Consider the following 23,054-nt stretch of genomic DNA (forward strand, 5'->3'; position numbering starts at 1 on the left):
ATGAGGTGTCAACGGGATCGCCCGTTATAGCGATACAGTATTAACATTTTGTTTAATGGCGTACTGGATTATTCCAAGCGTTGCATATGTCGTTAATACTCATTTCACTTTCAGTGACAGTGAGTTTTTTATTTGAACATATTACGGTAGCGCAAGTTCAGTACAAGTAATTAATGCAATTTGGCGTACTGGACAAGGTTACTTTAGTGATAAAGTAATGAACAAAGGTGGTACCGCGAGCTAAGCTTTCGTCCTTTACATCCGATTGAATCGGGTTTAAAGGACGGAAGCTTTTTTTATTTTTTAAAGGAGGTTATCTGTATTATGAAAAATACTGAGTTATCACAAATTGCACTAACACAAGATGCAACCGGAGCGATTGCAAATCCAATCTATTTATCAACAGCATATCAGCATCCTCATTTAGGAACATCAACTGGTTTTGATTATACAAGAACTAAAAATCCTACCCGTTCAGCTTTTGAAGAATCATTTGCCAAGTTGGAACGTGGTACTGCTTCATTTGCAACTGCAAGTGGCATGGCAGCCATACAATTAATATGTAATTTATTTAAAGCTGGCGATGAAATACTCGTTTCATTCGACCTTTATGGTGGCACATTTAGACTATTTGATTTTTATGAGCAACAATACGGTGTACATTTCAAATATGTAGATTTCTTAAACTATGAAACAGTCAAAGAAAGCATTACAGAAAATACTAAAGCACTATTTATAGAAACGATTTCAAACCCACAAATGCAAGAAGTAGATGTTGATCCATATTATATTTTAAGTAAAAAACATCACTTATTAACGATTATAGACAACACTTTTTTAACCCCTTATCTCTCAACACCACTTGAAGATGGTGCAGATATTGTACTACATTCTGCTACAAAATACATAGGTGGTCATAATGATGTACTTGCTGGTGTAGTAACAGTTAAAGATGCAAATTTGGCTGAAAAATTAGGTGAATTCCATAACATGATTGGTGCAACTTTATCACCTTTTGACAGCTACTTACTGCAACGTGGTTTAAAGACATTGCATTTAAGAATGGATCGTTCAGAATATAATGCTCAATTATTAGCCAAACGATGTTACAACTTAAAAGGCATTGACCAAGTCTTATATTGTGGTCGAACAGGAATGATGAGTCTACGTTTAAATAAAAATTATAAAGCCGATAAATTTTTAGAAAACTTAAAAGTATGTATTTTTGCAGAAAGTTTGGGCGGAACAGAAACATTTATAACATTTCCATATACACAAACACACGTTGATATGCCAGATGAAGAAAAAGAAAAACGCGGCATTGATGAACATTTACTAAGATTATCCATCGGTGTGGAAGATTACGAAGATATTGAACAAGACATTATACAAGCATTAGAAAAATCTAAAGAAAGCGTGATTATATGAGTTTATCAAAAGAAACAGAAGTGATATTTGACGCACAAAGAGGTGTTGATTACGATTCAGCTAACCCACCATTATATGCTTCTTCAACATTTCATCAAAAAGTTTTAGGTGGCGACGCTAAATATGATTATGCGCGAAGTGGCAACCCCAATCGTGCTTTGTTAGAAGAAAAATTAGCAGCACTTGAAGGCGGCGATTACGCATTTGCTTACGCATCAGGTATTGCAGCTATTTCAGCTGTACTACTTACATTAAATGCAGGTGATCATGTCATTCTACCCGATGATGTCTATGGTGGTACTTTCAGATTAACAGAACAAATCTTAACACGTTTTAATATTCAATTTACGACGGTAGACACAACACGATTACAAGATATCGAGGAAGCGATTCAATCAAATACAAAACTGATTTATATTGAAACACCATCTAATCCATTATTTAAAATCACTGATATTAAAGGCGTCTCTCGTATCACACAGCAACACGAACTATTACTCGCTGTTGATAATACATTTATGACGCCACTTGGTCAGTCACCTTTAGCTTTAGGTGCAGATATCGTCGTACATAGCGCTACAAAATTCTTGGGCGGCCATAGTGATATTATTGCTGGCGCTGCTATCACAAACAATAAAGCAGTAGCAGACGCACTTTATCTATTACAAAACGGTACTGGAACTGCACTATCTGCACATGATTGCTGGACATTAGCACAACACTTAAAAACATTGTCTGTACGTTTCAATCAATCTGTGGCAAATGCACAGCAAGTTTATGATTTCTTAGCGCAGCGCGAAGAAATTGCAGAAGTTTATTACCCGGGAAATGACAAGTTACACTTATCTCAAGCAAAACATGGGGGTGCTGTTTTAGGTTTAAGACTTAAAGATGAATCGAAAGCACAAGCTTTTGTAGATGCGCTCACACTGCCACTTGTTTCTGTAAGTTTGGGTGGTGTCGAGACTATTTTATCTCACCCTGCTACTATGTCTCATGCTGCTGTACCAAAAAAAGTTCGTGAAGCACGCAATATAACGTTTGGATTATTCAGATTAAGTGTAGGCTTAGAAAATGCTGACGAATTAATTGCTGATTTAAACTACGCACTGAAGGAGGCTTTCAATGAGTCAACTCATCAACAAACTGAAACAGAACATTTTAGTCGCTGATGGTGCAATGGGAACCATTCTATATTCTGATGGTCTAGATACTTGTCCAGAAGCATATAATTTAACCCATCCTGACAAAATAGAACGGATACACCGCTCCTACATTGAATCTGGTGCTGATATTATTCAGACCAATACTTATGGTGCCAACTTTGAAAAGTTAAAGGTATTTGGTTTAGAACACAAAGTTAAAGAAATACACAAAGCTGCAGTACAAATTGCCAAAAAAGCAGCTAATGATGAAACATTTATATTAGGTACTGTTGGTGGATTTAGAGGTGTGAAACAGGAAGATTTAGGTTTAGAAGCCATTCAATATCATACAGAAATCCAAGTGGATACTTTGATTGAAGAAGGTGTCGATGGTTTACTTTTCGAAACCTATTATGATTTAGAAGAACTTACTAATATTATTCAAGCTACAAAACGGAAACATCGTATTCCTATCATTGCTCAATTAACTGCTTTAAACACAAATTATTTAAGAGATGGTACGGAAATTAATACAGCTTTACAACGCGTTGTTGACAGTGGTGCTGATATCGTTGGACTCAATTGTCACCATGGTCCTCATCACATGCAGCAATCTTTTTCACATATTGAATTACCTGACAATGCGTATCTATCTTGCTATCCCAATGCAAGTTTATTAGATATTGAAAACAGTCGATTTAAATATAGTGACAATGCCGAATACTTTGGTAAAGTGGCGGAACAATTGATTCAAGAAGGCGTTAGGATTATCGGGGGATGTTGTGGGACTACACCAGAACATATTCAATACATTAAGTCCTCAGTAGCCAATCTCAAACCGGTATCCACTAAAAATGTAATCCCTATAAAAAAATATAATAGTCCTTCGCATGTCAATACACAGCAACAAAATTTAACAACTAAAGTTAAAGCACGACCTACGATTATAGTAGAATTAGACACGCCAAAGCACTTAGATACAGAAACATTTTTCAGAAATATCAAAAAACTCGACGATGCTCAAATTGATGCAGTGACCTTAGCAGATAACTCCTTAGCTACTGTGCGTATCAGTAATGTTGCAGCAGCGAGTATTATCAAACAACAATATGATATTGAACCGCTCGTTCACATTACTTGCCGCGACCGTAATCTCATTGGACTGCAATCACATTTATTAGGGTTATCCTTACTAAATGTGAATGAAATTTTAACCATTACAGGAGATCCATCAAAAATTGGTCACTTGCCAGGAGCAACGAATGTTTATGATGTGAATTCCAAAGGTTTAACAGAAATTGCATTACGCTTTAACGAAGGTATTAACACTGATGGTGATGCGCTGAAGACGAAAACAAATTTCAACATCGCAGGTGCTTTTGATCCGAATGTTCGTAAACTCGAAGGTTCAGTCAAACGTGCTGAGAAAAAAATAGAAAGTGGCACACACTACTTTATAACACAGCCAGTTTATAGCACTGAAAAAATCGAAGAAATATATGAAGCAACCAAACATTTGGACGTACCATTCTTTATTGGCATTATGCCAGTCACTAGTTATAATAATGCACTATTTTTACACAACGAAGTGCCTGGTATTAAACTGTCCGAAGACATTTTAGAACAATTTGAAGCTGTTAAAGATGATAAAGAAAAAACGAAAGCATTAAGCCTTAAACTTTCTAAAGAACTTATAGATACCGTTCATAAATATTTTAACGGTTTATATTTAATTACACCGTTCCAGAAAGTAGATTACACTTTAGCACTTGCATCATATTCACAATCAATTACTTCAAGTAAACAGGAGGCAATATTATGACAATTCAAACATCAAATTTAGGTTTCCCAAGATTAGGTAGAAAAAGAGAGTGGAAAAAAGCAATAGAAAGTTACTGGGCTAATAAAATAGATGCCCCTACATTAAATCAACAATTAACAGACTTGCATAAAGAGAATTTATTGCTACAAAAGAACTATAATTTAACAAGTGTCCCTGTCGGAGATTTCTCTCTTTATGATCATATACTTGATACATCATTATTATTCAACATTATTCCAGAACGTTTCCAAGGCAGAGCATTAGACAATGATTTATTATTCGACATTGCTAGAGGTAACAAGGAACATGTTGCAAGTGCATTAATCAAATGGTTCAACACAAATTATCATTATATTGTTCCTGAATGGGACAACGTAGAGCCAAAATTGAATGACAACGTATTATTAGAGCGTTTCAAATATGCACAATCTATTAATGTGAATGCACACCCAGTGATTGTGGGTCCAATAACATTCGTCAAACTTTCTAAAGGAGGTTCACAATCATTTGAAGAAAAAGTAAATACATTATTGCCTTTATATAAAGAAGTTTTACAGTCTTTAGTAGATGCAGGCGCGGAATACATTCAAATCGATGAACCTGTACTTGTGGAAGATGATAGTGCATCATTTGAAGATATTACACGTACTGCTTATAACTATTTTGACGAAGCAGGCTTAAGTAATCATCTTGTGATTCAAACTTATTTTGAACGTGTAAATTTAAAATTCCTAAACAGCTTACCTGTAAAAGGATTAGGTTTAGATTTTGTACACGATAATGGCTATAACTTAAAACAAATTAAAGATGGAGACTTAGACAAAAACAAATCACTTTACGCAGGTATTATAGATGGTCGTAATGTGTGGGCAGCAGATATTGAAGCTAAAAAATCATTAATCGACACATTACAAAATGCTACAAATAACCTTGTCATTCAACCATCTTCTTCTCTATTACATGTGCCAGTATCATTAGACGATGAAACATTAGATGAATCTATCGCAGAGGGCTTGAGTTTTGCCACTGAAAAATTAGATGAATTAGATGCTTTAAGACGATTATTTAATGACGATGACAGCCAAAAATTTGATGAATTGAAAGCACGTTATGATCGCTTCCAAAATCAATCATTCAAAAACCTAGAGTATGATTTCGACAGTGTACGTACTACACGTCAGTCACCATTTAAAGTACGTAAAAAAGCACAAGATGCACGTCTTAACTTACCTGATTTACCAACAACAACGATTGGATCATTCCCGCAATCACAAGAAGTAAGAAAATTCCGTGCAGATTGGAAAAATAATCGAATTACAGATGAAGATTATAAAACATTTTTAAAAAATGAAATTGCGCGCTGGATTAAAATCCAAGAAGATATCGGCTTAGATGTCTTAGTACATGGTGAATTTGAGCGAAATGACATGGTAGAATTCTTCGGCGAAAAATTACAAGGCTTCTTAGTGACGAAGTATGGATGGGTGCAATCATACGGTTCACGTGCGGTAAAACCACCAATCATTTATGGTGATGTAAAATGGACAGAGCCTTTAACAGTCAAAGAGACACTTTATGCACAAAGTTTAACGGATAGACCAGTAAAAGGTATGCTTACAGGACCTGTGACGATCTTAAATTGGTCATTTGAACGTGTAGACTTACCACGTGAAACTGTACAGGACCAAATTGCATTAGCGATTAATGAAGAAGTTTTAGCTTTAGAAAAAGCTGGCATCCAAATTATTCAAGTTGATGAACCAGCATTGAGAGAAGGTTTGCCATTACGTTCAGAATATCATGAAGATTATCTTAATAAAGCTGTCCGTTCATTTAAATTAGCTACATCATCTGTTGCCGATGAAACGCAAATTCATACACATATGTGCTATTCTCAATTTGGACAAATCATTCATGCTATCTATGATTTAGATGCAGATGTTATTTCAATAGAGACATCTCGTAGCCATGGTGACTTAATTAAAGATTTTGAAGATATTACTTATGACTTAGGTATCGGATTAGGGGTATATGATATCCATAGTCCACGTATCCCTACTGAATCTGAAATCACTGAAGCGATTAACCGCGCTTTACAAGAAATTGACCGTTCTTTATTCTGGGTTAATCCAGATTGTGGTTTGAAAACACGTAAAGAGGACGAAGTAAGAGAAGCATTGACTGTGCTTGTGAATTCAGTAGACAAATTACGTAAATCAACAAACCCAGCAACAGTTTAATCATTATGACGAAGGTGATATCAATGAATTATCCACTATGGGAACAGTTAGAACAATTAAAAACTTCAACATGGGTAGATTTAACCCATACATTTGATGAAACCATTCCATGTTTTAGTGAATTTGAACGCGCCAAAGTCTCTACACTATTTAATGTTGCTGACGATGGCTTCTATGTCCAAAATTGGAATATTGTGACTCAGTATGGGACACACATAGATGCGCCGATACATTTTGTCGAAAAAACACGCTATCTTCATGAAATTGATTTAAAAGAACTCGTATTACCACTCGTTGTTTTAGATTTTTCACAAGAAGTAGCAGCTGATGCTGACTTTATTTTAACGCGTGAGCATATTAAACAATGGGAAGCTGAACATGGTTCAATCGAACCAGGCACTTTTGTTGCCTTTCGTAGCGATTGGTCCAAACGGTGGCCAGATATTGAACGCTTTGAAAATAAAGATGCAGAAGGACAACTACATTTACCTGGTTGGGGCTTGGATGCCTTACAATATTTACTAGAAGATAGACAAGTCAAATCAATCGGCCATGAAACATTCGATACAGATGCTTCCGTAGATGTTGCCAAAAACGGTGATATTGTCGGAGAGCGTTACGTATTAGGTCAAGATACTTTCCAACTTGAGTTACTAACCAATTTGAATCAACTGCCTACACGAGGCGCCATTATTTATGCTATTAGTCCAAAACCAAACAAAGCACCTGGTTTTCCAGTACGTGCCTTTGCTATCAAACCATAAACATGATGCGAGACCGTCCATTTCGCCTCTATAATGTGAAACTTATAAAACCTAGCCATTATAATATATAAGAAATTGAGCACTTCTTATATTGATATTTCTCTTTTATAAATCATAAATAAATTCTAAAGTATGATTATGTTGATGCGTAACGATTTAAAATGATACTACACAGATCATTATCATTTGCTGTTTATAGAAGCCAACATATTAAATCATATTACCAACTTAACTGGGGGCGGGAATTTGATATCAAATACCATATTTGATTTCTATCCCGTCCCACTTTTATGGAATAAATACATAGGTCATAAGTTGGATTTTTGACAGATGATAATCTCTATCATTTAAAAAAATAAAATCAATGTTATACTTCAATTAAATTCTATTATATAAATAGCGTGTTATTGTTCATGCTTTACTATAAATTTTTAATACAATACGAGGTGACCTTTTTGGAATTAAATAGAACAAATTCCCCTTTTGATGAAAATCAATTGGAACTTATACAACAACTTATGCCAACACTGTCATCAAATCAACAGTCTTGGTTAAGCGGCTATTTGCTTAATGCTTCTACAGATGAAGGTGACCCAATACAATATACTGATCATCCTGAACCATCTGAGCACTCAAACACAGCAGCTGAATCAACATCATCCATTCACACAACTACTACTGAAGCAACAACAGAAGATACGACACATTCGACAATATCTACAGATGAACCCATAGAAGTAAACATTTTATTTGGTACAGAAACAGGCAACGCTGAAGAAATTGCTGATGAATTTGAAACGAAATTAAAAGAACATGATTTTACAGTTCACACGTGGGAAATGGATGACTTTCCTCAAGAGGACTTATCGAAAGTTAACCATGTGTTTATCATTACATCAACGCATGGCGTAGGTGAACCTCCGATTAATGCGTTAGATTTTTATGACTACCTGCATAGTGATGAGGCACCAGATTTAAGTCATTTAAACTTCTCAGTACTCGCGTTAGGTGATCAAGATTACCCTGATTTCTGCCAAGCAGGTAAAGATTTCGACAAAATCTTAGGTGATTTAGGCGGTCATCGTTTAGCTGATCGTGTTGAATGTGACTTTGATTTTGAAGAAGTATCTGAGCAATGGATTATTGACATGCTTGAACTTTTGTCTCAAATGTCTCCCGGTAGTCAAAACAATGAACCCAAAGATGAAGATGTTGTTGTCGAAGAACCACAAGCAGCTTATTCAAAAACACATCCATTTTATGCTGAAATCATCAAAAATAGTGCGTTAACTGAACCAACTGCTACCCGTGAAGTCAGACATCTTGAATTATCTTTAGAGGGATATGGCGAAGCCTATGAACCTGGAGACAGTTTAGTAATTATCCCTAAAAACAATCCAGAACTTGTAGCAGAAGTGATCAATACATTGGGTTGGGATAGCACAACAACAATAGATATAGACAATAGCGGCAATAGAGCTACTATACAGGATGCACTTACAAATGAGTTTGAAATTGCTAAATTAACACCATCTATATTAAATAATGCAGCTACATTATTTGGAAATCCTATGCTAAATGCAAATGTACAAAACAAGGAATGGGTACAAGATTATATTTATGGCAGAGATTTCATCGATTTAATTAAAGATTTTACACCTGTCGCGCTGTCACCTGATATGCTAAAAGACTTATTAAGAAAACTGCCACCTAGAGAATACTCCATTGCCAGTAGCAATCAAGTAAACCCACATACCGTCCATATCACTGTACGCGTTGTTAAATATGAAGCACATCATCGTGAACGCCATGGCGTATGCTCTGTACAACTTGCAGATCGTACACAATTAGGTGATAAATTACCTGTTTATCTTAAAAAGAATCCAAATTTTAAATTCCCTTATGATGAGCAAACACCAGTCATTATGATTGGCGCAGGTACTGGCATTGCACCTTACAGAGCATACCTCCAACAAAGAGAGCATTTAGGTCTGAAAGGTAACCAATGGCTCATATTTGGCAATCAAAATGTTGATGCAGATTTCCTATATCGTAAAGATTTAGAGTCATGGCTTGATCAAGGCGTGCTGAGCAAACTAGATTTAGCATTTTCAAGAGATACAGAAAATAAAATCTATGTTCAACACCGAATTGAAGAAAATGGGGCAGATTTTTATCAATGGCTAACAAACGGTGCAACCATTTATCTTTGTGGTGACAAAGAAGAGATGGCAAAAGGTGTACACCAATCCTTTGTCAATGTACTCATTCAGCACGGTAACTTTAATCAGGCACAAGCAGAAGATTATTTAACAGAACTAATTAAAAATCAAAGATATCAACGTGATGTTTATTAATAGTTGAGCCAATCACTGCATCATCATTACATTGATATTAATCCTACAACCACCTCAGCGATTACTTTACAGTTAATCGTATTGAGGTGGTTTTTATTGCTAAATATACCGTTAAATATACCATTTAGCATATGATTAAGACCACTTATCCATTTAGTATGGTAACCCAGACATATATTTGTTTTACTTATCATAAGAAGGAGGCGAACTGAGCATGGATGTGAAAGTAATTTATAATCAAAATTTAGACAACAATCAAATCATCATTGAAGTAAATGAGCACACTGAACACGTGAATGACATCGTTAACTATATTAACAAACTATCTAAAACAAAATTATTTCCCGGAAAATATAAAGGAGAAACACACTTTATAAAACAAGAAGACATTATTTCATTTCGTATAGAAAATAAAATCTTAACTATGATTACTGTAGATAAACAATTCACCATGAATCAACGACTATATGAAATCAAATCTTAACTCAACACCTATTTTTTACAAATTTCTAAATCTGAAATAATCAATATTAATTATATTGACTATTTGAAACTCAATAAAAATGGCACAATTGAAGTTCGTTTTACTAATAATGATTTCACTTATTCATCAAGAAGGTACTTGCCATTAATCAAGGAGGCATTAAAATTATGAAACGTTTATTACACGGCGCAATCACAGGTATTGCTATTGGAGTTATAATTTCGTTATTGTTTTCAACTATTTTTTCACATAATTCATTTCATCCAGTCTCCCCTGTCTCAACAATGGGCCATTTATACTTTCAATATTTAAGTGAATTACAAACGATGTTTATCGCAGTTACCATCTGGGCATTAATTGGTATTACATTCAGTTTTGGGGCACTCATATTTTCAAATTCCAGAAAATCTTTATTATTTAAAACTTCACTTCACTTTATCTTAATGTTTATCATCATGCTCCCTTTAGCAATTCTAGCGGGATGGTTTCCACTTAAAGTTTCAGCTTTATTATCTTTTGTCGTCATCTATACCATTGTCTATTTTATCATTTGGTCAATAGAAACGAAGCGTAACCAACAAGATATCAATGAGATTAACGCTATGCTTTCAAAAAGGAAGGATGAAAAACATGAATAAAGGTAGATACACTGTAATACCCAATGCATCGGTCACAGTTTTTCTAATAGGGCTTCATATAAACAAATGGCATAAAATTCATAAATGGTTACCTGTACTCTTTGCTATGCCACCTATGCTCAGAGAATTATCAAAAGACCAAACACTGGGTTGTTTATCTTTTGAAATGCTATTTAAATATCGTGGTGTGATGATTGTTCAATATTGGGAATCTAATGAAAAATTACTTTCATATTCAAAAATGCCTGTGCATTTAAAAGCGTTGCGGCGATTTATGAAAGAACTTAAGCATAATGATGCTGTAGGTTTTTATCATGAGACTTATAATGTCAATGCGAACCAATATGAAAATATTTATATAAACATGCCAGCTTTTGGTTTAGGAAAAGCACGTAAAAGTGAAAAAGTAAGCAAAGCTACGCATACTGCTAAACAACGCTTACGTACACAAACCTAACCTACCAATACTTATCAAGTCTTATCGCTATAGATGTGATAAGTATATGTTAAAATAATTTTTTGGCATAGAAATGCTCCCTCCAAGTTCCATTTTTTTAAATGTCACTTTGAAGGGAGCATATTAATTGTCCTAGACGCATTCCTAACAAAATATTAATATTTCAGAGTTTTATCACTACTTAATCATTAAATTATTACCTTACATATTCAAAGATACCTGCAGCACCCATACCAACACCGATACACATGGTAACCATGCCATATTGTGTATCGGGGCGTTTTTTCATTTCTGAAAGTAATCTGCCGACTAACATCGCACCCGTAGCACCCAATGGATGACCTAAGGCAATTGCGCCGCCGTTAACATTGGTTTTTTGAGTATCTAAACCTGTCTCTCTCATTGAAGCGATTGTTTGAGATGCAAAAGCTTCATTCAACTCTACTAAATCAATATCATCTACATTCAAGTTTGCTTGTTTTAACACTTCAGGAATTGCATAGGCAGGTCCAATACCCATCAATTTAGGATCTACCCCAACTGCTTTAAAGCCTACGAATCTTGCAATCGGTTCTACACCTAATTCCTTCACCTTTTCTCCTGACATGACGACTACAAAACCTGAGCCGTCAGTCAAAGGTGCCGAGGAGCCTGCAGTCACTGTGCCGTCAGCCTTAAAAACAGTGGATAATTTAGATAATGCTTCTTGATTCGTATCTGGTCTAATCAATTCATCATCTTTAAATACTTTTTGCGACACGATTGGACCATTTTCATTATAATCTACTTTATTCACTTCAATCGGAATAATTTCATCTTCAAATTTACCTTCTGCTTGTGCTTTAGCAGCACGAGCATGACTTTGTACTGCATAGGCATCTTGATCTTCTCTAGAAACCTTATAAGTGTCAGCAACCATTTCTGCAGTTAAACCCATCGGATAAGAAACACCAGAATCTTCGTCTTGCAGAATTGGGTTATTGGTCGGTTCATTGCCTCCCATCGGTACTGCACTCATAAGTTCAATACCTCCGGCAACAAGAATGTCCGCTTGATCTGCTTTAATTTGATTTGCTGCATGTGCAATCGTTTGTAAGCCTGAAGAACAATAACGATTGACTGTTTGACCTGGTACTTCATTTGGCATTCCTGCTAATAAAGCAATCGTTCTAGCAATATTTTGCCCTTGCAAGCCTTCTGGAAATGAATTCCCAACAATGACATCTTCAACCATATTAGGTTCAAACGAACCCCCAACTCTTTCTAAAACACCTTTTAATACTTTTGCAGCAACTTCATCGGGTCTTTCATGAGTCATTGCACCATTTTTTGCCTTACCCGCTGCTGATCGTCCATAAGCTACTATATATGCATCTCGCATTTAGTTTCACCCTTTCTTCTATAATGTTCGATTATTAGTTGCGTAGTGGTTTTCCTTTTTCTAACATGTGAGAAATTCTATCGTATGTTTTTTTATTTTGAAGTAACTCTAAAAATCTTTCTTTTTCAAGTTTTTGTAAATATCTTTGATTTACATAGGTGTTACGTGGAACATCTCCACCACTCAGTACTTCTGCAACTTTCAATGTTATTTCATAATCGTAATCACTAATAAAGTGACCTACACGCTGTGCATCTAATTGACCTTCTGCTAAGGCTTTAAAGTCTCGACCTAAAGCGATATATTGAGATTTTGGAAGTGGTACATAATTCGCTTCTGATTCATAGCGCGCACGTTTCAATGCAACTTCAATACGTCTTTCCGTATTTAAAATAACTGTATCTGTTTCTTTTAAATAGCCATATCTCTTAGCTTCATAAGCGTTTGTAGATACTTTTGCTAAACCAATCTGCATTAAAATATTAGTAATAGACGCTTGTTTATCATCATTTTTATGGTTAGTACGCATAATGCGATCCGTGAGTTCTGCGAGTCCGCCACCTGCTGGCAATAAACCTACACCTGTTTCTACAAGACCAATGTAAGACTCACTTGCCGCTACAACAATTGGTGAATGTAGTACGAGTTCGCAACCACCGCCTAATGCACGTCCTTGAACAGCTGTTACAACAGGTTTCAGTGAATGTTTTAGTCTCGCAAATACATGGTGTAATTGTTCGACCGCTTCACCTACTTCAGAAACTACTTTGCCATCTTCATGTGCTTTCTTCATTTGATATAAATTAGCACCTACACTAAAGTTGTTACCGCCTGCGTAAATCACCATGCTCGTAAAGTCTTCATTTTCAAGCTTATCAATCGCTTCTAATAAATCGGATAAAAAGCTATTTGAAATGACATTATTTTTACTTTGTAATTTTAATAATAGTTGATCTTTATTCGCGATAGATAAATTAGAATCCGATCTATCCCACAACTCTGAATCGATATAAGCTGCTACTGGTGTTACGCGTTCAATAGATTCACCTTCAGCATAAAACGCTTCATTGCGTTGCTCAATCCAATCTGGTAATTGACCTAATTCTTCTTTCATACGAGATTTAACACGTTCATATCCCATTAAATCCCATAATTGGAATGGTCCTAATTTCCAGTTAAAGCCCCAAACTAATGCGCGATCAATATCTTTAAAATCTTCCGCAGCTTTTGGTACATTCACTGCTGAATAGTAGAAATTATTTCGCAATGTTTCCCATAAGAATAAGCCCGCCTCATCTTGCGCATTAAAGATAACATCTAAATTTGAGGCAAGATCTTTACTAAAGCGACCTAAAATTTCTAATTGTGGTTGTTTAGGTTCAACATAGTCATTTTGCTTATCATCATAAACATAACGCTGTTTATTTACTTTTTTATAAAACCCTTGTTTTGTTTTATTACCTAATGCACCATTTTTTGCTAATTTTTCAGAAAGTGCTACATCCTTGAAGAATGGTTGCTCTTCTGGAATTTTTTGTAATCCTTTGATCACGGCCATAGCAATATCTAATCCTACTAAATCAGATAGCCCATATGTGCCCATTTTAGGTCGGCCAATACTGCGACCTGTTAATGCGTCAACGTCAGTAATAGAGAAACCTTGTTGTTCTGCTCGATACATAATATCATTCATTGTTTGTGTGCCGACTCTATTAGCAACAAATCCAGGTACATCATTTGCTACAATTACACCTTTACCTAATACATCTTCTGCAAAAGCTTGTACCCGTTTGACAACCTCTGAATGCGTTTGTTTATTTGGGATAACTTCCACTAATTTCATTATTCTTGGTGGATTGAAGAAGTGCATACCGAAAAATCTTTCTTTATCACTATCGTCAAATACCTCTGCAATTGCTTCAATTGGAATACCTGAAGTATTTGTTGCAAACACTGCATCATCATTTGCTACTTTTTTAACTTGATCCCAAATTTGATGCTTTATGTCCACTTCTTCTTTAACTGCCTCAATATATATATCTGCATCATCATCTTGTAAATCTTCATTGAAATTACCATATGATAAGTTTGAGGCAAATGATAAATCAAACAGTTGTGGACGTTTAGGATTTGTTATTACTTCATAAGCCTTTTTCGAGATTTTGTTTGGATCATTTTCATCAATGACAATATCCAATAATTTAACTTTTAAGCCTGCATTTACAAGTAGTGCAGCAATTTGACTACCCATTGTTCCTGCACCTAGCACAGTTGCTTTTCTTATCGTCATACTAAACCCTCCAATTTTTTCATTAAACCAATTAAGCAAAAATTTTTATATAAATGCGGAATCTCCTGTAATTGCTCTGCCGATAACCAGTGCGTTGACTTCGTGCGTACCTTCATATGTGTATATCGCTTCTGCATCCGCAAAGAAACGAGCAATATCATACTCTCCAGCTAAGATTCCGTTACCACCATGAACACCACGACCCATAGCTACAGTCTCTCTTAATCTTAATGAATTCATCATTTTAGCTGTTGAAGTCGCTACTTCATCGTATTCACCGTTAGCTTGCATACGTGCGAGCTGTGCGCATGTAGCCATGGCTTGTGCTAAGTTTCCTTGCATCATTGCCAATTTTTCTTGAATGAGTTGGAATTTACTAATTTCTTTACCAAATTGTTTACGCTTTGTTACGTAATCTGTCGTTGCTTTCAATGCACCAGCCATTGCACCTGTCGCCATATATGCAACACCTGCACGTGTTGAATATAAAACTTTCGCGATATCTTTAAAGCTATTGATATTTTGTAAACGTTGTTCCTCTTTGACGACAACATTTTTCAAACGAATTTTTGCATTAGGTACGATTCTTAGTGCAATTTTATGTTCTAACAGTTCAATTTCTACACCTTCTTGACTTGGTTCAATAATGAAGCCTTTAGGTTTTCCTGTTTCTACATCTACGGCATAAACTGGCATGACATCTGAAACATTTGCTCCACCAATCCATTTCTTTTCACCATTAATAATCCATTCATCGCCTTGACGTTTTGCAGTTGTTTCTAATCCACCTGCGACATCAGAGCCATGTTCTGGTTCCGTAAGTGCAAAGCAAGTACGTAATTCATGTGATTGTAACTTTGGTAGGTAATATGCCTGTTGCTCTTTACTACCGCCAAACCAGAATGAATTATGTCCTAATCCTTGATGTACACCTAACAACGTTGCTAAAGATACATCAAATCTTGCAATCGTATATGACATGAAAAATTGGAACATTTGACTCGGTGTACGAGCGCCTTCACGTCCTTCAAACAGTAATGGATTATTAAAATAGTTAAGTTTCCCTAACTCGTCAAAATAATCTTCTGGCTCAGTGGCATTTAACCAATGTTCATTGACAGAATCACGATACTTTTCTTCTAACATGTCATTCAATTGTTTTAATAATTTAACTTCACCTTCCGTTAAATCTTTTCCAATACTTAAAATATCTTCTGGGTACAATGCTTTCAGTGTTTCTTCTTTTGTTGGCATAATAAAACCTCCATTTTTTGATAGCGCTTACATTTATAGTAAAAAAATTTTGTGCTTTTCAGCATTTTATTTTAATTCAAATCATCAACATCTTTTGCTTCTTGTTGGGCTTTCTCATTCATGTATTTCTGAAGTTCTAATTTGTCTGCTTTTGACGTTGAATTCAATGGCATGTGTGTCAATTTCAGATATAGTCTTGGTATTTTATAACCAGCAATATTTTCACGCATATGCGTGTCTAATTTTGCTTCAAAATCTGGGTCATCTTCGGTAAGTACAACTGCGGCTGCAACTGATTCACCATATTTTGGACTGTCATATCCAACGACAACACCTTGAGCTACGAGTGGGTGTTCTGCTAATACTGTTTCTACTTCGGAAGGTAAGACATTCTCACCACCAGTAATAATCATTTCTTTACGACGATCAACGATATAAACATCACCATCTTCGTCTACTTTTGCTAAATCACCTGTTAAGAAATATTCGCCGTGAAATGTTTTTGCAGTTTCTTCCGGTTTGTTCCAATAACCAGGTGTTATATTATTACCACGAACGCCAAGTTCACCAATTTCACCAACTTCTACTTCTTCAAAATTATCATCAAATATACATATATCCATAAACATGACCGGCTTACCAATACTGCCTGGTTTCTGTGCCCCATTCTCAGGTGTATTAACCATGACAAGCGGTGCTTCAGTTAAACCATAACCATTAATAATTGAATAGCCTAAGCTATTAAATTTCTTTTGTACCATTGGTAAAGGTGATGAACCACCTTGAATTAAGAAATCGATACTTTCAAAGTTTTTCAGATCGAAATTTTCAGCTACTAACATGGCATAATACATCGTTGGAATCTGAATTAAATAATTAGGTTGGTACTTAGCCATTAAATCATTCAACGCTTCGCCATTAAAGTAACGCTGTAATATCAGTGTGCCGCCAGCCATTAATAAAGGTAGTGTCAAATCGTTAAATCCTAAGACATGAAACATTGGTGTGGAAACAATTGTTGTATATGTCGAATTAATTTTATAAGTCAGTGCTATATTAATTGGATTATTTACAAAAGAATCGTATGAAAACATAACGCCTTTAGGTAGTCCTGTCGTACCACTTGTATACATTAATGACGCTAAATCGCTTCCTTCCACACTAACAGTATTGAATGGACGGTGTTGCGAAGGATCTACTATTTCATCGTATGCATTTGAGTCAATATCCATGTGTAGCAAATCATCTGCAATGCCTTCTAAACTTGAAACATGCTTCTCAGCGTAAAAAATGAGTTTGACATTGGAATCTTCAATCACACTTTTTATTTCCTGTGTTTTCAAACGCCAGTTAATTGGCAAGTATACGGCACCCAATTTAAATGAAGCGAACATCAAATCTAATAACGCTACATCATTAGGCGTGAATATACCGACGACATCACCACGTTTTACACCTTGATCTTGTAAATAATTAGCTAAATTTTCTGCACGAATATTCAAATCTTGATAGGTCCATTCTGTGCCTTTGAATGGGTCAATCACTGCGGCTTTTTCATCGTCAAATGTCGCTCTCGTTTTAATCCAGTCGTAGTTCATATTTTTCTCCCCCTTAGTTTAAATACGATAATCCGACTTTATTGCATCAGACAATCCTCCCCACTTATCTTGATAGATATCGCTATTCATTTCATTCAAATGTGTTGCAATGAGCGGCTTGAATTCCATATTTGCTAGAATATCTCGCTCTAAATCAAGACCAGGAGCTATTTCAATGAGCATTAATCCTTGTTGTGTAAGTTCAAATACAGCCCTTTCGGTGACAAAGTACACCTCTTGATCAAGCAAAAACGCATTTTCAACATTGAAATCGACATTATCAATTTCATTGATAAATTTTGGTATATGACCTTCTTGTTCTACATTGACCTTGCGCTGTTCATAACTTAGTTGACCCCCGACAATTAACGAACCGGAAAAGACAATTGTTTTTACCGTTTGACTTATGTCGATAAATCCACCACAGCCATTCATTTTATTGCCAAATTTTGAGACATTTACATTACCTTTGGAATCTACTTGAGCAAAGCTTAGAAATGCTATATCAACACCTCCGTTATAAATGAAATCCCAAGTCATATCGTGTCTCATACGTGCACTTAAGTTATAGTTCATACCAAAATATTTTCCACTGCTAATCAAACCACCAAACACGCCTGTATCTATATTGGGCTGTACTAAATTATTAACCCCTTCTTCAGTTAAAAGATTGGATAACTCATTATTTATGCCAAAACCAATACTGATGACATCACCTTGAAGTAAAAATTGAGCAGCACGTCTCAAAATTACTTTTCGAGTGTTCAATGCTATATATGGTTCTCGCATCTCTGTAATTTGATAATGTCCTGAAAGTGCCGGATCATAATACGTTTGAATCACTTGTCTATGATATTTTGAATCACGGTTCACTACAATATAATCTACTAATTTACCAGGTATAAACACTTCATTTGGATTGAAACGACCACTTTGAATCACTTCTTTAACTTGAACAATGACTTTACCCTTATTTTTATGTGTAGCTGCTGCTAAACTAAAGCCTTCTCCTAAATGTGTCTCATGCTGCATGTAAATATTGCCTTCTTCATCAGCATATGTACCTCTTAGTAAAGCTACATCAATTTCAGGAAAACGGTAGTTCAAATAAGTGTCATCATTTATATTTATTAAAGAAACTAAATCATCAGTCGTACATGAATTGACTTTGCCACCAGAATAACGTGGATCCACGTTTGTATTTAATCCAATTTTAGTAATCGGACCTGGAAAAGCTTCCGTACTTCCACGATAATGTGTAGTTATTACACCTTGAGGCAGGAAGTATGCCTCTATTTCATTGTTCTGCATTGCTTGAATCGTTACTGGCGAACCAGTAATAATACTCGTGATTAATCGTTTGACCATACCCCTTGAAACAAATGAATCTAAATCATAACTGTCTCCTCTATAATCACTAATATCATTAGCAAGCATGAACGTTAAATTATTAAGTGATTGATCCTCATCATATTGTTCGACTAACGTTTTAAGTATCTCAGCAGGTAAATTCGCTGTAGATAAGGCTGCCAGAGCTATAACATCACCTTCATTTACGATGTCTTTCAAATCTGAAAATGGAATAATTTTCATACAGTTTCTCCTATCTATGTTTAATCCAACTATTAAAGTTTTGAGTTATAAATATCTCCTTTCTTTATGTATGTAAGCCCTTACATGTAATATACCATTATTTTTGAAATTTATGCAAAAATTTTAAATTTTACGTTTATAGTGAATTGTGAAAATGCGCACAACATCCGATGTGACAGTTTTAGAAGTGGATTAAGAAAAATATGAAAATAGTTGAATAAGGGGTATATAAATCAAATTGCTTATTAAAAAAGTAAATATGTCCTGAGAGTATAAAAAAATCTGGGACAACATTGATTCGTCCCAGACACATTTATTTTCTATCGCATAGATTTTCTCTAGCTAGCTATATTTTTTATTTAAAGTTAAGTACTATAAAAAAATTGAAGAACTAATTTGCATTTTCCTTTTTCTCTCTCGTACTGTGCTTTTATCTATTCATTCTCCAACAATTTAAATTTTTTTTCTAATGTTTGAAGTCCTTGATCTATAATCTTTTTTTGTTCAATTAAATTTTTTTGATGTTCCAAAAATATATTTTTTCGTTTCGTTTTTGTGTCACTTCCTTGGTGATATAACTCCGCAATTTCTTTTAACGTTGATATGGGCATATGTGTCTGGCGCATACATTTTATAAATTCAATCCAATATAAGTCTTCTTCTGAAAAATCTCTATAACCATTCTTATTTCTCTGAACAAAAGGAAAAAGTCCTACTTTATCATAATATCGAATGGTATGTTCACTGATGCCTAAATTATCGGCAACTTGTTTTACTTGCATAATTTGCCTCCTAAAAAAGGTGACTTTATAAAGTCACCTTTTTGTCTATTTCATAAGTTGAACCAGTAAATTTTCATAATCATTATTAATGATAGCGTCAAATCCAAATGTTGATGTCATATCATTCTTTAATGACTCCACACTGTTATAACCAATGTGTTCAGGACCATCTATATTTAAACCAATACCTTTAATATCATTATGGAATAAATTATTTTGATGCGATAATTCAATAATCTCTTCAGCTAATGATTTAACGTAATTATGACTTGGCACAGATACATTCTTTTCATCTATTACCTTTGTTTCTGTAATAATTTTGATATCTGTTTCTTTCCCTTTAAATATTGCTAAAAAGTAATTCATATCAAAATGACCTCCTCATGATTAAAAAGTAAACTAGCGTGTCGTATAACCGCCGTTAGCAAATAATGTTTGTCCGTTGATCCACCATCCATCTAAAGTTAAGAAAGTAATAATTGGCGCGATGTCTTCTATTTTTGTAAGTTGGTTATGAAGCGCTTGAGATTTATGGAATGCTACAGCATCTTCGCTTTCCTGTGGGTAGAAGAATGGTGTGTCCATTGGTCCAGGAGCAACCGCGTTCACTGAAATACCTCTATCCATAAACTCTGCTGAGGCTGCACGTGTATAATGCTCAACAGGCGATTTGCCTCCAGCATAAGTTGAATAAAAGCCTGTGTATGCAGCAAGCAATGCAGTGGCTAAAGTGATGATTTTACCATTATCATTCATAGATTTTTCAGCATATTTAATAAAGAAATAAGCTGACTTTGCATTGATGTCTGCCATACTATCAAATTCTTCTTCAGTCGTTTCTGAAATAGGTTTTTTAAGCACTTTACCAACAGTATTTATTGCAATATCAACTTTTCCAAATGTCGCTTCAGCATGTTGAAATAAAGCTTGGACATTACTAACGTTTGTCAAATCACCAGAAAATAATGTACCTTCTCCGCCTAAGTTTTCAACTTTTGTAAGTGTCGCTTTTGCATCATCTAAAGAATTTTCATCATGGTGATGGATTACTAATTTGGCTCCTTCTTTAGCGTAAGTAGTACTTAATAAGCCACCAAGGTTCTTAGCACCACCAGCAATAACTACAACTTTGTCCTGTAGACTATCAAATTTACCCATATTATATAACCTCCTTTGAATATATTTCAATCGTAAACCTTAGAGCGCGATATCAAGCAAGAGATGATTGAAAAATACTAATTATTTTTTATGGTATCTTGGTATCATTAAAATGTGCTGTAACTATCCAATTATAAATATTTATACAATGCTTTTTACATGCTATTGGCATATTCTTATATAAATCGGTATATTTTTGTTAATTCGACAACTCAACTCACTGATTTTAGTAAATAAGATTCACGGATACTTAAGTAAATTAAAATCGAAAACCACGAAATTGTGATTAGAGAAAAATCGAAATAAAATCATTCAAAAAATTAAAGAATTGTATTAAAGTGCAAAATAGGAATAAATTGATTTTCCAAGTTCTTTTGTTATTTTTAAAATTAAAAATAAACTTATAAAATGTTTTACTTTATAAGTTTATAAGCAGTGAAAAATTGCTAAGCAAACTCATTTAAATTGTTCTACACTTTATAGAGAATTAAAAATCAGGAGGAAGAAGATGGTTAAATCCGTACAGGTTTATCATTACGATTCATTCAGTACAGAAGCCAATAAAGGGAACCCTGCTGGCGTTGTATTAGACACAGAAAATTTAACAGATCGGGAAATGCAAGAAATTGCATCGAGAGTTGGGTTTAATGAAACTGCGTTTCCTGTTAAATCTGATAAGGCAGACCTTAGAATACGTTTTTTCACGCCAGGTCATGAAATGAACCTTTGTGGTCATGCAACAATTGCCACGATTTATGCTTTAAAAGAAAAACAATTACTAAAAAATAAAAATGAACTTACAATTGAAACTAAAGCAGGCATTTTAACTATAAGAATGAATGTATCTCATAATGACCAAATATTTATCACTATGCAACATGCCACACCACAATTTGAAACATTCAATGGTTCTAAGAAAGCATTAGCTTACGCACTAGATATCGACGAAGAAGATATCGACGAAAATTTACCAGTTTTATATGGAAGTACAGGTGTTTGGACACTACTTGTTCCAGTGAAAAGTCTAGCTGTTTGTCAGAAAATGAAACCCAACAATGCCCTATTCCCTTCTATATTAAACGAAAAGCCTAAAGTGTCTATTCATCCATTTTGTTTTGAAACATATCATCAAGATTCTAATATGCATGCGCGTCATTTTTCTTCACCTTTCTCTGGAACAATAGAGGATCCAGTTACTGGAACAGCTTCTGGAGTTATGGGGGCTTACTTTGTTAAATACATACATAACATTTCAGACAATCCACTCAATCTTATCGTCGAACAAGGCCAAGAAATTGGTAAAAACGGTAAGGTGAAGGTTAGCGTTACTTTTAATGACAATGAATGGGATATAAAAATAACTGGAACAGCCGTTAGTGTTAAAACATTTATTGTTCATTTAACTGATGCGTGATTGAAATCAACTTAATAAATATAAATCATATAAGTTACAGAATTAGTTATACTTATAAATCCCACATTATAAATAATATAGGATAAGCGTCAATAGCCGTAACTGATTGTTTAAGTAATTTAAAAGTTTAAATCATGCGCTTACCAATCATATATTCAAATTCATAATAACTGCAATATAAAAGGACCAATCCATTATCTGAACTGCACCCTGTCAAGTAGACAGTGAAAAAAACAAAATGTTTATGGC

At 34.8% G+C, this 23,054-nt stretch carries 19 protein-coding genes and 1 other annotated feature (1 of these 20 only partly in view); of the genes, 11 read left to right on the forward strand and 8 right to left on the reverse strand.

Annotation, left to right across the window (positions count from 1 at the left end):
- Positions 1–259 (forward strand) — a binding site (T-box leader) (it extends 115 nt beyond the left edge of the window).
- A gap of 65 nt (positions 260–324) precedes the next feature.
- The 10 genes from CD032_RS02990 (at position 325) to CD032_RS03030 (ending at position 11,335) form a co-directional block, all read left to right on the forward strand.
- Entirely contained in the window at positions 325–1,428 is a 1,104-nt protein-coding gene (locus CD032_RS02990) for a PLP-dependent transferase (RefSeq protein WP_019469801.1), read from the forward strand.
- Positions 1,425–2,600, forward strand: a complete 1,176-nt coding sequence (metC, locus tag CD032_RS02995) for a cystathionine beta-lyase MetC (protein ID WP_040030374.1) — start codon at positions 1,425–1,427, stop codon at positions 2,598–2,600. The genes CD032_RS02990 and metC overlap by 4 nt, the downstream gene beginning before the upstream one ends.
- On the forward strand, positions 2,554–4,395 hold the full coding sequence (locus CD032_RS03000; RefSeq protein WP_019469799.1) for a bifunctional homocysteine S-methyltransferase/methylenetetrahydrofolate reductase: 1,842 nt from the start codon (positions 2,554–2,556) through the stop codon (positions 4,393–4,395). Before metC ends, CD032_RS03000 begins: the two co-directional genes overlap by 47 nt.
- Positions 4,389–6,635, forward strand: coding sequence for a 5-methyltetrahydropteroyltriglutamate--homocysteine S-methyltransferase (gene metE / locus CD032_RS03005; protein ID WP_103211160.1), 2,247 nt, complete (start codon positions 4,389–4,391; stop codon positions 6,633–6,635). Before CD032_RS03000 ends, metE begins: the two co-directional genes overlap by 7 nt.
- Positions 6,636–6,658: 23 nt before the next feature.
- Positions 6,659–7,399, forward strand: coding sequence for a cyclase family protein (locus CD032_RS03010; protein WP_019469797.1), 741 nt, complete (start codon positions 6,659–6,661; stop codon positions 7,397–7,399).
- A gap of 455 nt (positions 7,400–7,854) precedes the next feature.
- A complete protein-coding gene (locus CD032_RS03015) occupies positions 7,855–9,756 on the forward strand; it encodes a diflavin oxidoreductase (RefSeq protein WP_071562338.1) in 1,902 nt (633 codons plus the stop codon).
- A gap of 214 nt (positions 9,757–9,970) precedes the next feature.
- Positions 9,971–10,240 (forward strand): LytTR family DNA-binding domain-containing protein, encoded by a 270-nt coding sequence (locus tag CD032_RS13265; RefSeq protein ID WP_231912219.1) that lies wholly within the window; start codon positions 9,971–9,973, stop codon positions 10,238–10,240.
- 63 nt (positions 10,241–10,303) lie between these two features.
- On the forward strand, positions 10,304–10,411 hold the full coding sequence (locus tag CD032_RS13270; RefSeq protein WP_231912220.1) for a hypothetical protein: 108 nt from the start codon (positions 10,304–10,306) through the stop codon (positions 10,409–10,411).
- The gene (locus CD032_RS03025; RefSeq protein WP_019469794.1) at positions 10,408–10,878 is read left to right on the forward strand and encodes a DUF3021 domain-containing protein; all 471 of its coding nucleotides are present in this window, start codon (positions 10,408–10,410) and stop codon (positions 10,876–10,878) included. The genes CD032_RS13270 and CD032_RS03025 overlap by 4 nt, the downstream gene beginning before the upstream one ends.
- A complete protein-coding gene (locus CD032_RS03030) occupies positions 10,871–11,335 on the forward strand; it encodes a DUF4188 domain-containing protein (RefSeq protein ID WP_019469793.1) in 465 nt (154 codons plus the stop codon). The genes CD032_RS03025 and CD032_RS03030 overlap by 8 nt, the downstream gene beginning before the upstream one ends.
- A gap of 196 nt (positions 11,336–11,531) precedes the next feature.
- Here the strand turns inward: CD032_RS03030 and CD032_RS03035 are convergent, their stop codons facing one another.
- The 8 genes from CD032_RS03035 to CD032_RS03070 all read right to left on the reverse strand — a co-directional run bounded on the left by CD032_RS03035 (position 11,532) and on the right by CD032_RS03070 (position 21,391).
- Complete coding sequence (locus tag CD032_RS03035; protein WP_019469792.1) at positions 11,532–12,716, reverse strand: thiolase family protein; 1,185 nt, start codon at positions 12,714–12,716, stop codon at positions 11,532–11,534.
- A 34-nt stretch (positions 12,717–12,750) separates the two neighbouring features.
- Entirely contained in the window at positions 12,751–15,006 is a 2,256-nt protein-coding gene (gene fadB / locus CD032_RS03040) for a 3-hydroxyacyl-CoA dehydrogenase/crotonase FadB (RefSeq protein ID WP_103211161.1), read from the reverse strand.
- A gap of 45 nt (positions 15,007–15,051) precedes the next feature.
- Positions 15,052–16,260 carry an acyl-CoA dehydrogenase FadE gene (gene fadE / locus CD032_RS03045; protein WP_019469790.1) on the reverse strand — a complete coding sequence of 403 codons (1,209 nt, stop codon included), beginning with the start codon at positions 16,258–16,260 and terminating at the stop codon, positions 15,052–15,054.
- 71 nt (positions 16,261–16,331) lie between these two features.
- Positions 16,332–17,858, reverse strand: a complete 1,527-nt coding sequence (gene fadD / locus CD032_RS03050) for a long-chain-fatty-acid--CoA ligase FadD (RefSeq protein WP_071562341.1) — start codon at positions 17,856–17,858, stop codon at positions 16,332–16,334.
- An 18-nt stretch (positions 17,859–17,876) separates the two neighbouring features.
- The gene (fadX, locus tag CD032_RS03055) at positions 17,877–19,451 is read right to left on the reverse strand and encodes a fatty acid degradation protein FadX (RefSeq protein ID WP_103211162.1); all 1,575 of its coding nucleotides are present in this window, start codon (positions 19,449–19,451) and stop codon (positions 17,877–17,879) included.
- A 434-nt stretch (positions 19,452–19,885) separates the two neighbouring features.
- Positions 19,886–20,233, reverse strand: a complete 348-nt coding sequence (locus CD032_RS03060) for a MerR family transcriptional regulator (protein WP_040030380.1) — start codon at positions 20,231–20,233, stop codon at positions 19,886–19,888.
- 45 nt (positions 20,234–20,278) lie between these two features.
- The gene (locus CD032_RS03065) at positions 20,279–20,599 is read right to left on the reverse strand and encodes a hypothetical protein (protein WP_019469786.1); all 321 of its coding nucleotides are present in this window, start codon (positions 20,597–20,599) and stop codon (positions 20,279–20,281) included.
- Between the two features lie 33 nt (positions 20,600–20,632).
- Positions 20,633–21,391 (reverse strand): SDR family oxidoreductase, encoded by a 759-nt coding sequence (locus tag CD032_RS03070; RefSeq protein ID WP_019469785.1) that lies wholly within the window; start codon positions 21,389–21,391, stop codon positions 20,633–20,635.
- 508 nt (positions 21,392–21,899) lie between these two features.
- On the opposite strand from CD032_RS03070, the gene CD032_RS03075 reads away from it, so the two are divergent.
- Entirely contained in the window at positions 21,900–22,805 is a 906-nt protein-coding gene (locus tag CD032_RS03075) for a PhzF family phenazine biosynthesis isomerase (RefSeq protein WP_019469784.1), read from the forward strand.
- Positions 22,806–23,054: the final 249 nt, after the last annotated feature.

It is taken from the genome of Staphylococcus cohnii subsp. cohnii, assembly GCF_002902365.1.
Taxonomy (GTDB): domain Bacteria; phylum Bacillota; class Bacilli; order Staphylococcales; family Staphylococcaceae; genus Staphylococcus; species Staphylococcus cohnii.

What these genes read in the sequence shown, in the direction of transcription:
- CD032_RS02990 (WP_019469801.1), top strand. Translation starts at nt 325, where the DNA reads ATGAAAAATACTGAGTTATCACAAATTGCACTAACACAAGATGCAACC.
- metC (WP_040030374.1), top strand. Translation starts at nt 1,425, where the DNA reads ATGAGTTTATCAAAAGAAACAGAAGTGATATTTGACGCACAAAGAGGT.
- CD032_RS03000 (WP_019469799.1), top strand. Translation starts at nt 2,554, where the DNA reads ATGAGTCAACTCATCAACAAACTGAAACAGAACATTTTAGTCGCTGAT.
- CD032_RS03010 (WP_019469797.1), top strand. Translation starts at nt 6,659, where the DNA reads ATGAATTATCCACTATGGGAACAGTTAGAACAATTAAAAACTTCAACA.
- CD032_RS13265 (WP_231912219.1), top strand. Translation starts at nt 9,971, where the DNA reads ATGGATGTGAAAGTAATTTATAATCAAAATTTAGACAACAATCAAATC.
- CD032_RS03025 (WP_019469794.1), top strand. Translation starts at nt 10,408, where the DNA reads ATGAAACGTTTATTACACGGCGCAATCACAGGTATTGCTATTGGAGTT.
- CD032_RS03030 (WP_019469793.1), top strand. Translation starts at nt 10,871, where the DNA reads ATGAATAAAGGTAGATACACTGTAATACCCAATGCATCGGTCACAGTT.
- CD032_RS03035 (WP_019469792.1), bottom strand. Translation starts at nt 12,716, where the DNA reads ATGCGAGATGCATATATAGTAGCTTATGGACGATCAGCAGCGGGTAAG.
- fadB (WP_103211161.1), bottom strand. Translation starts at nt 15,006, where the DNA reads ATGACGATAAGAAAAGCAACTGTGCTAGGTGCAGGAACAATGGGTAGT.
- fadE (WP_019469790.1), bottom strand. Translation starts at nt 16,260, where the DNA reads ATGCCAACAAAAGAAGAAACACTGAAAGCATTGTACCCAGAAGATATT.
- fadD (WP_071562341.1), bottom strand. Translation starts at nt 17,858, where the DNA reads ATGAACTACGACTGGATTAAAACGAGAGCGACATTTGACGATGAAAAA.
- fadX (WP_103211162.1), bottom strand. Translation starts at nt 19,451, where the DNA reads ATGAAAATTATTCCATTTTCAGATTTGAAAGACATCGTAAATGAAGGT.
- CD032_RS03060 (WP_040030380.1), bottom strand. Translation starts at nt 20,233, where the DNA reads ATGCAAGTAAAACAAGTTGCCGATAATTTAGGCATCAGTGAACATACC.
- CD032_RS03065 (WP_019469786.1), bottom strand. Translation starts at nt 20,599, where the DNA reads ATGAATTACTTTTTAGCAATATTTAAAGGGAAAGAAACAGATATCAAA.
- CD032_RS03070 (WP_019469785.1), bottom strand. Translation starts at nt 21,391, where the DNA reads ATGGGTAAATTTGATAGTCTACAGGACAAAGTTGTAGTTATTGCTGGT.
- CD032_RS03075 (WP_019469784.1), top strand. Translation starts at nt 21,900, where the DNA reads ATGGTTAAATCCGTACAGGTTTATCATTACGATTCATTCAGTACAGAA.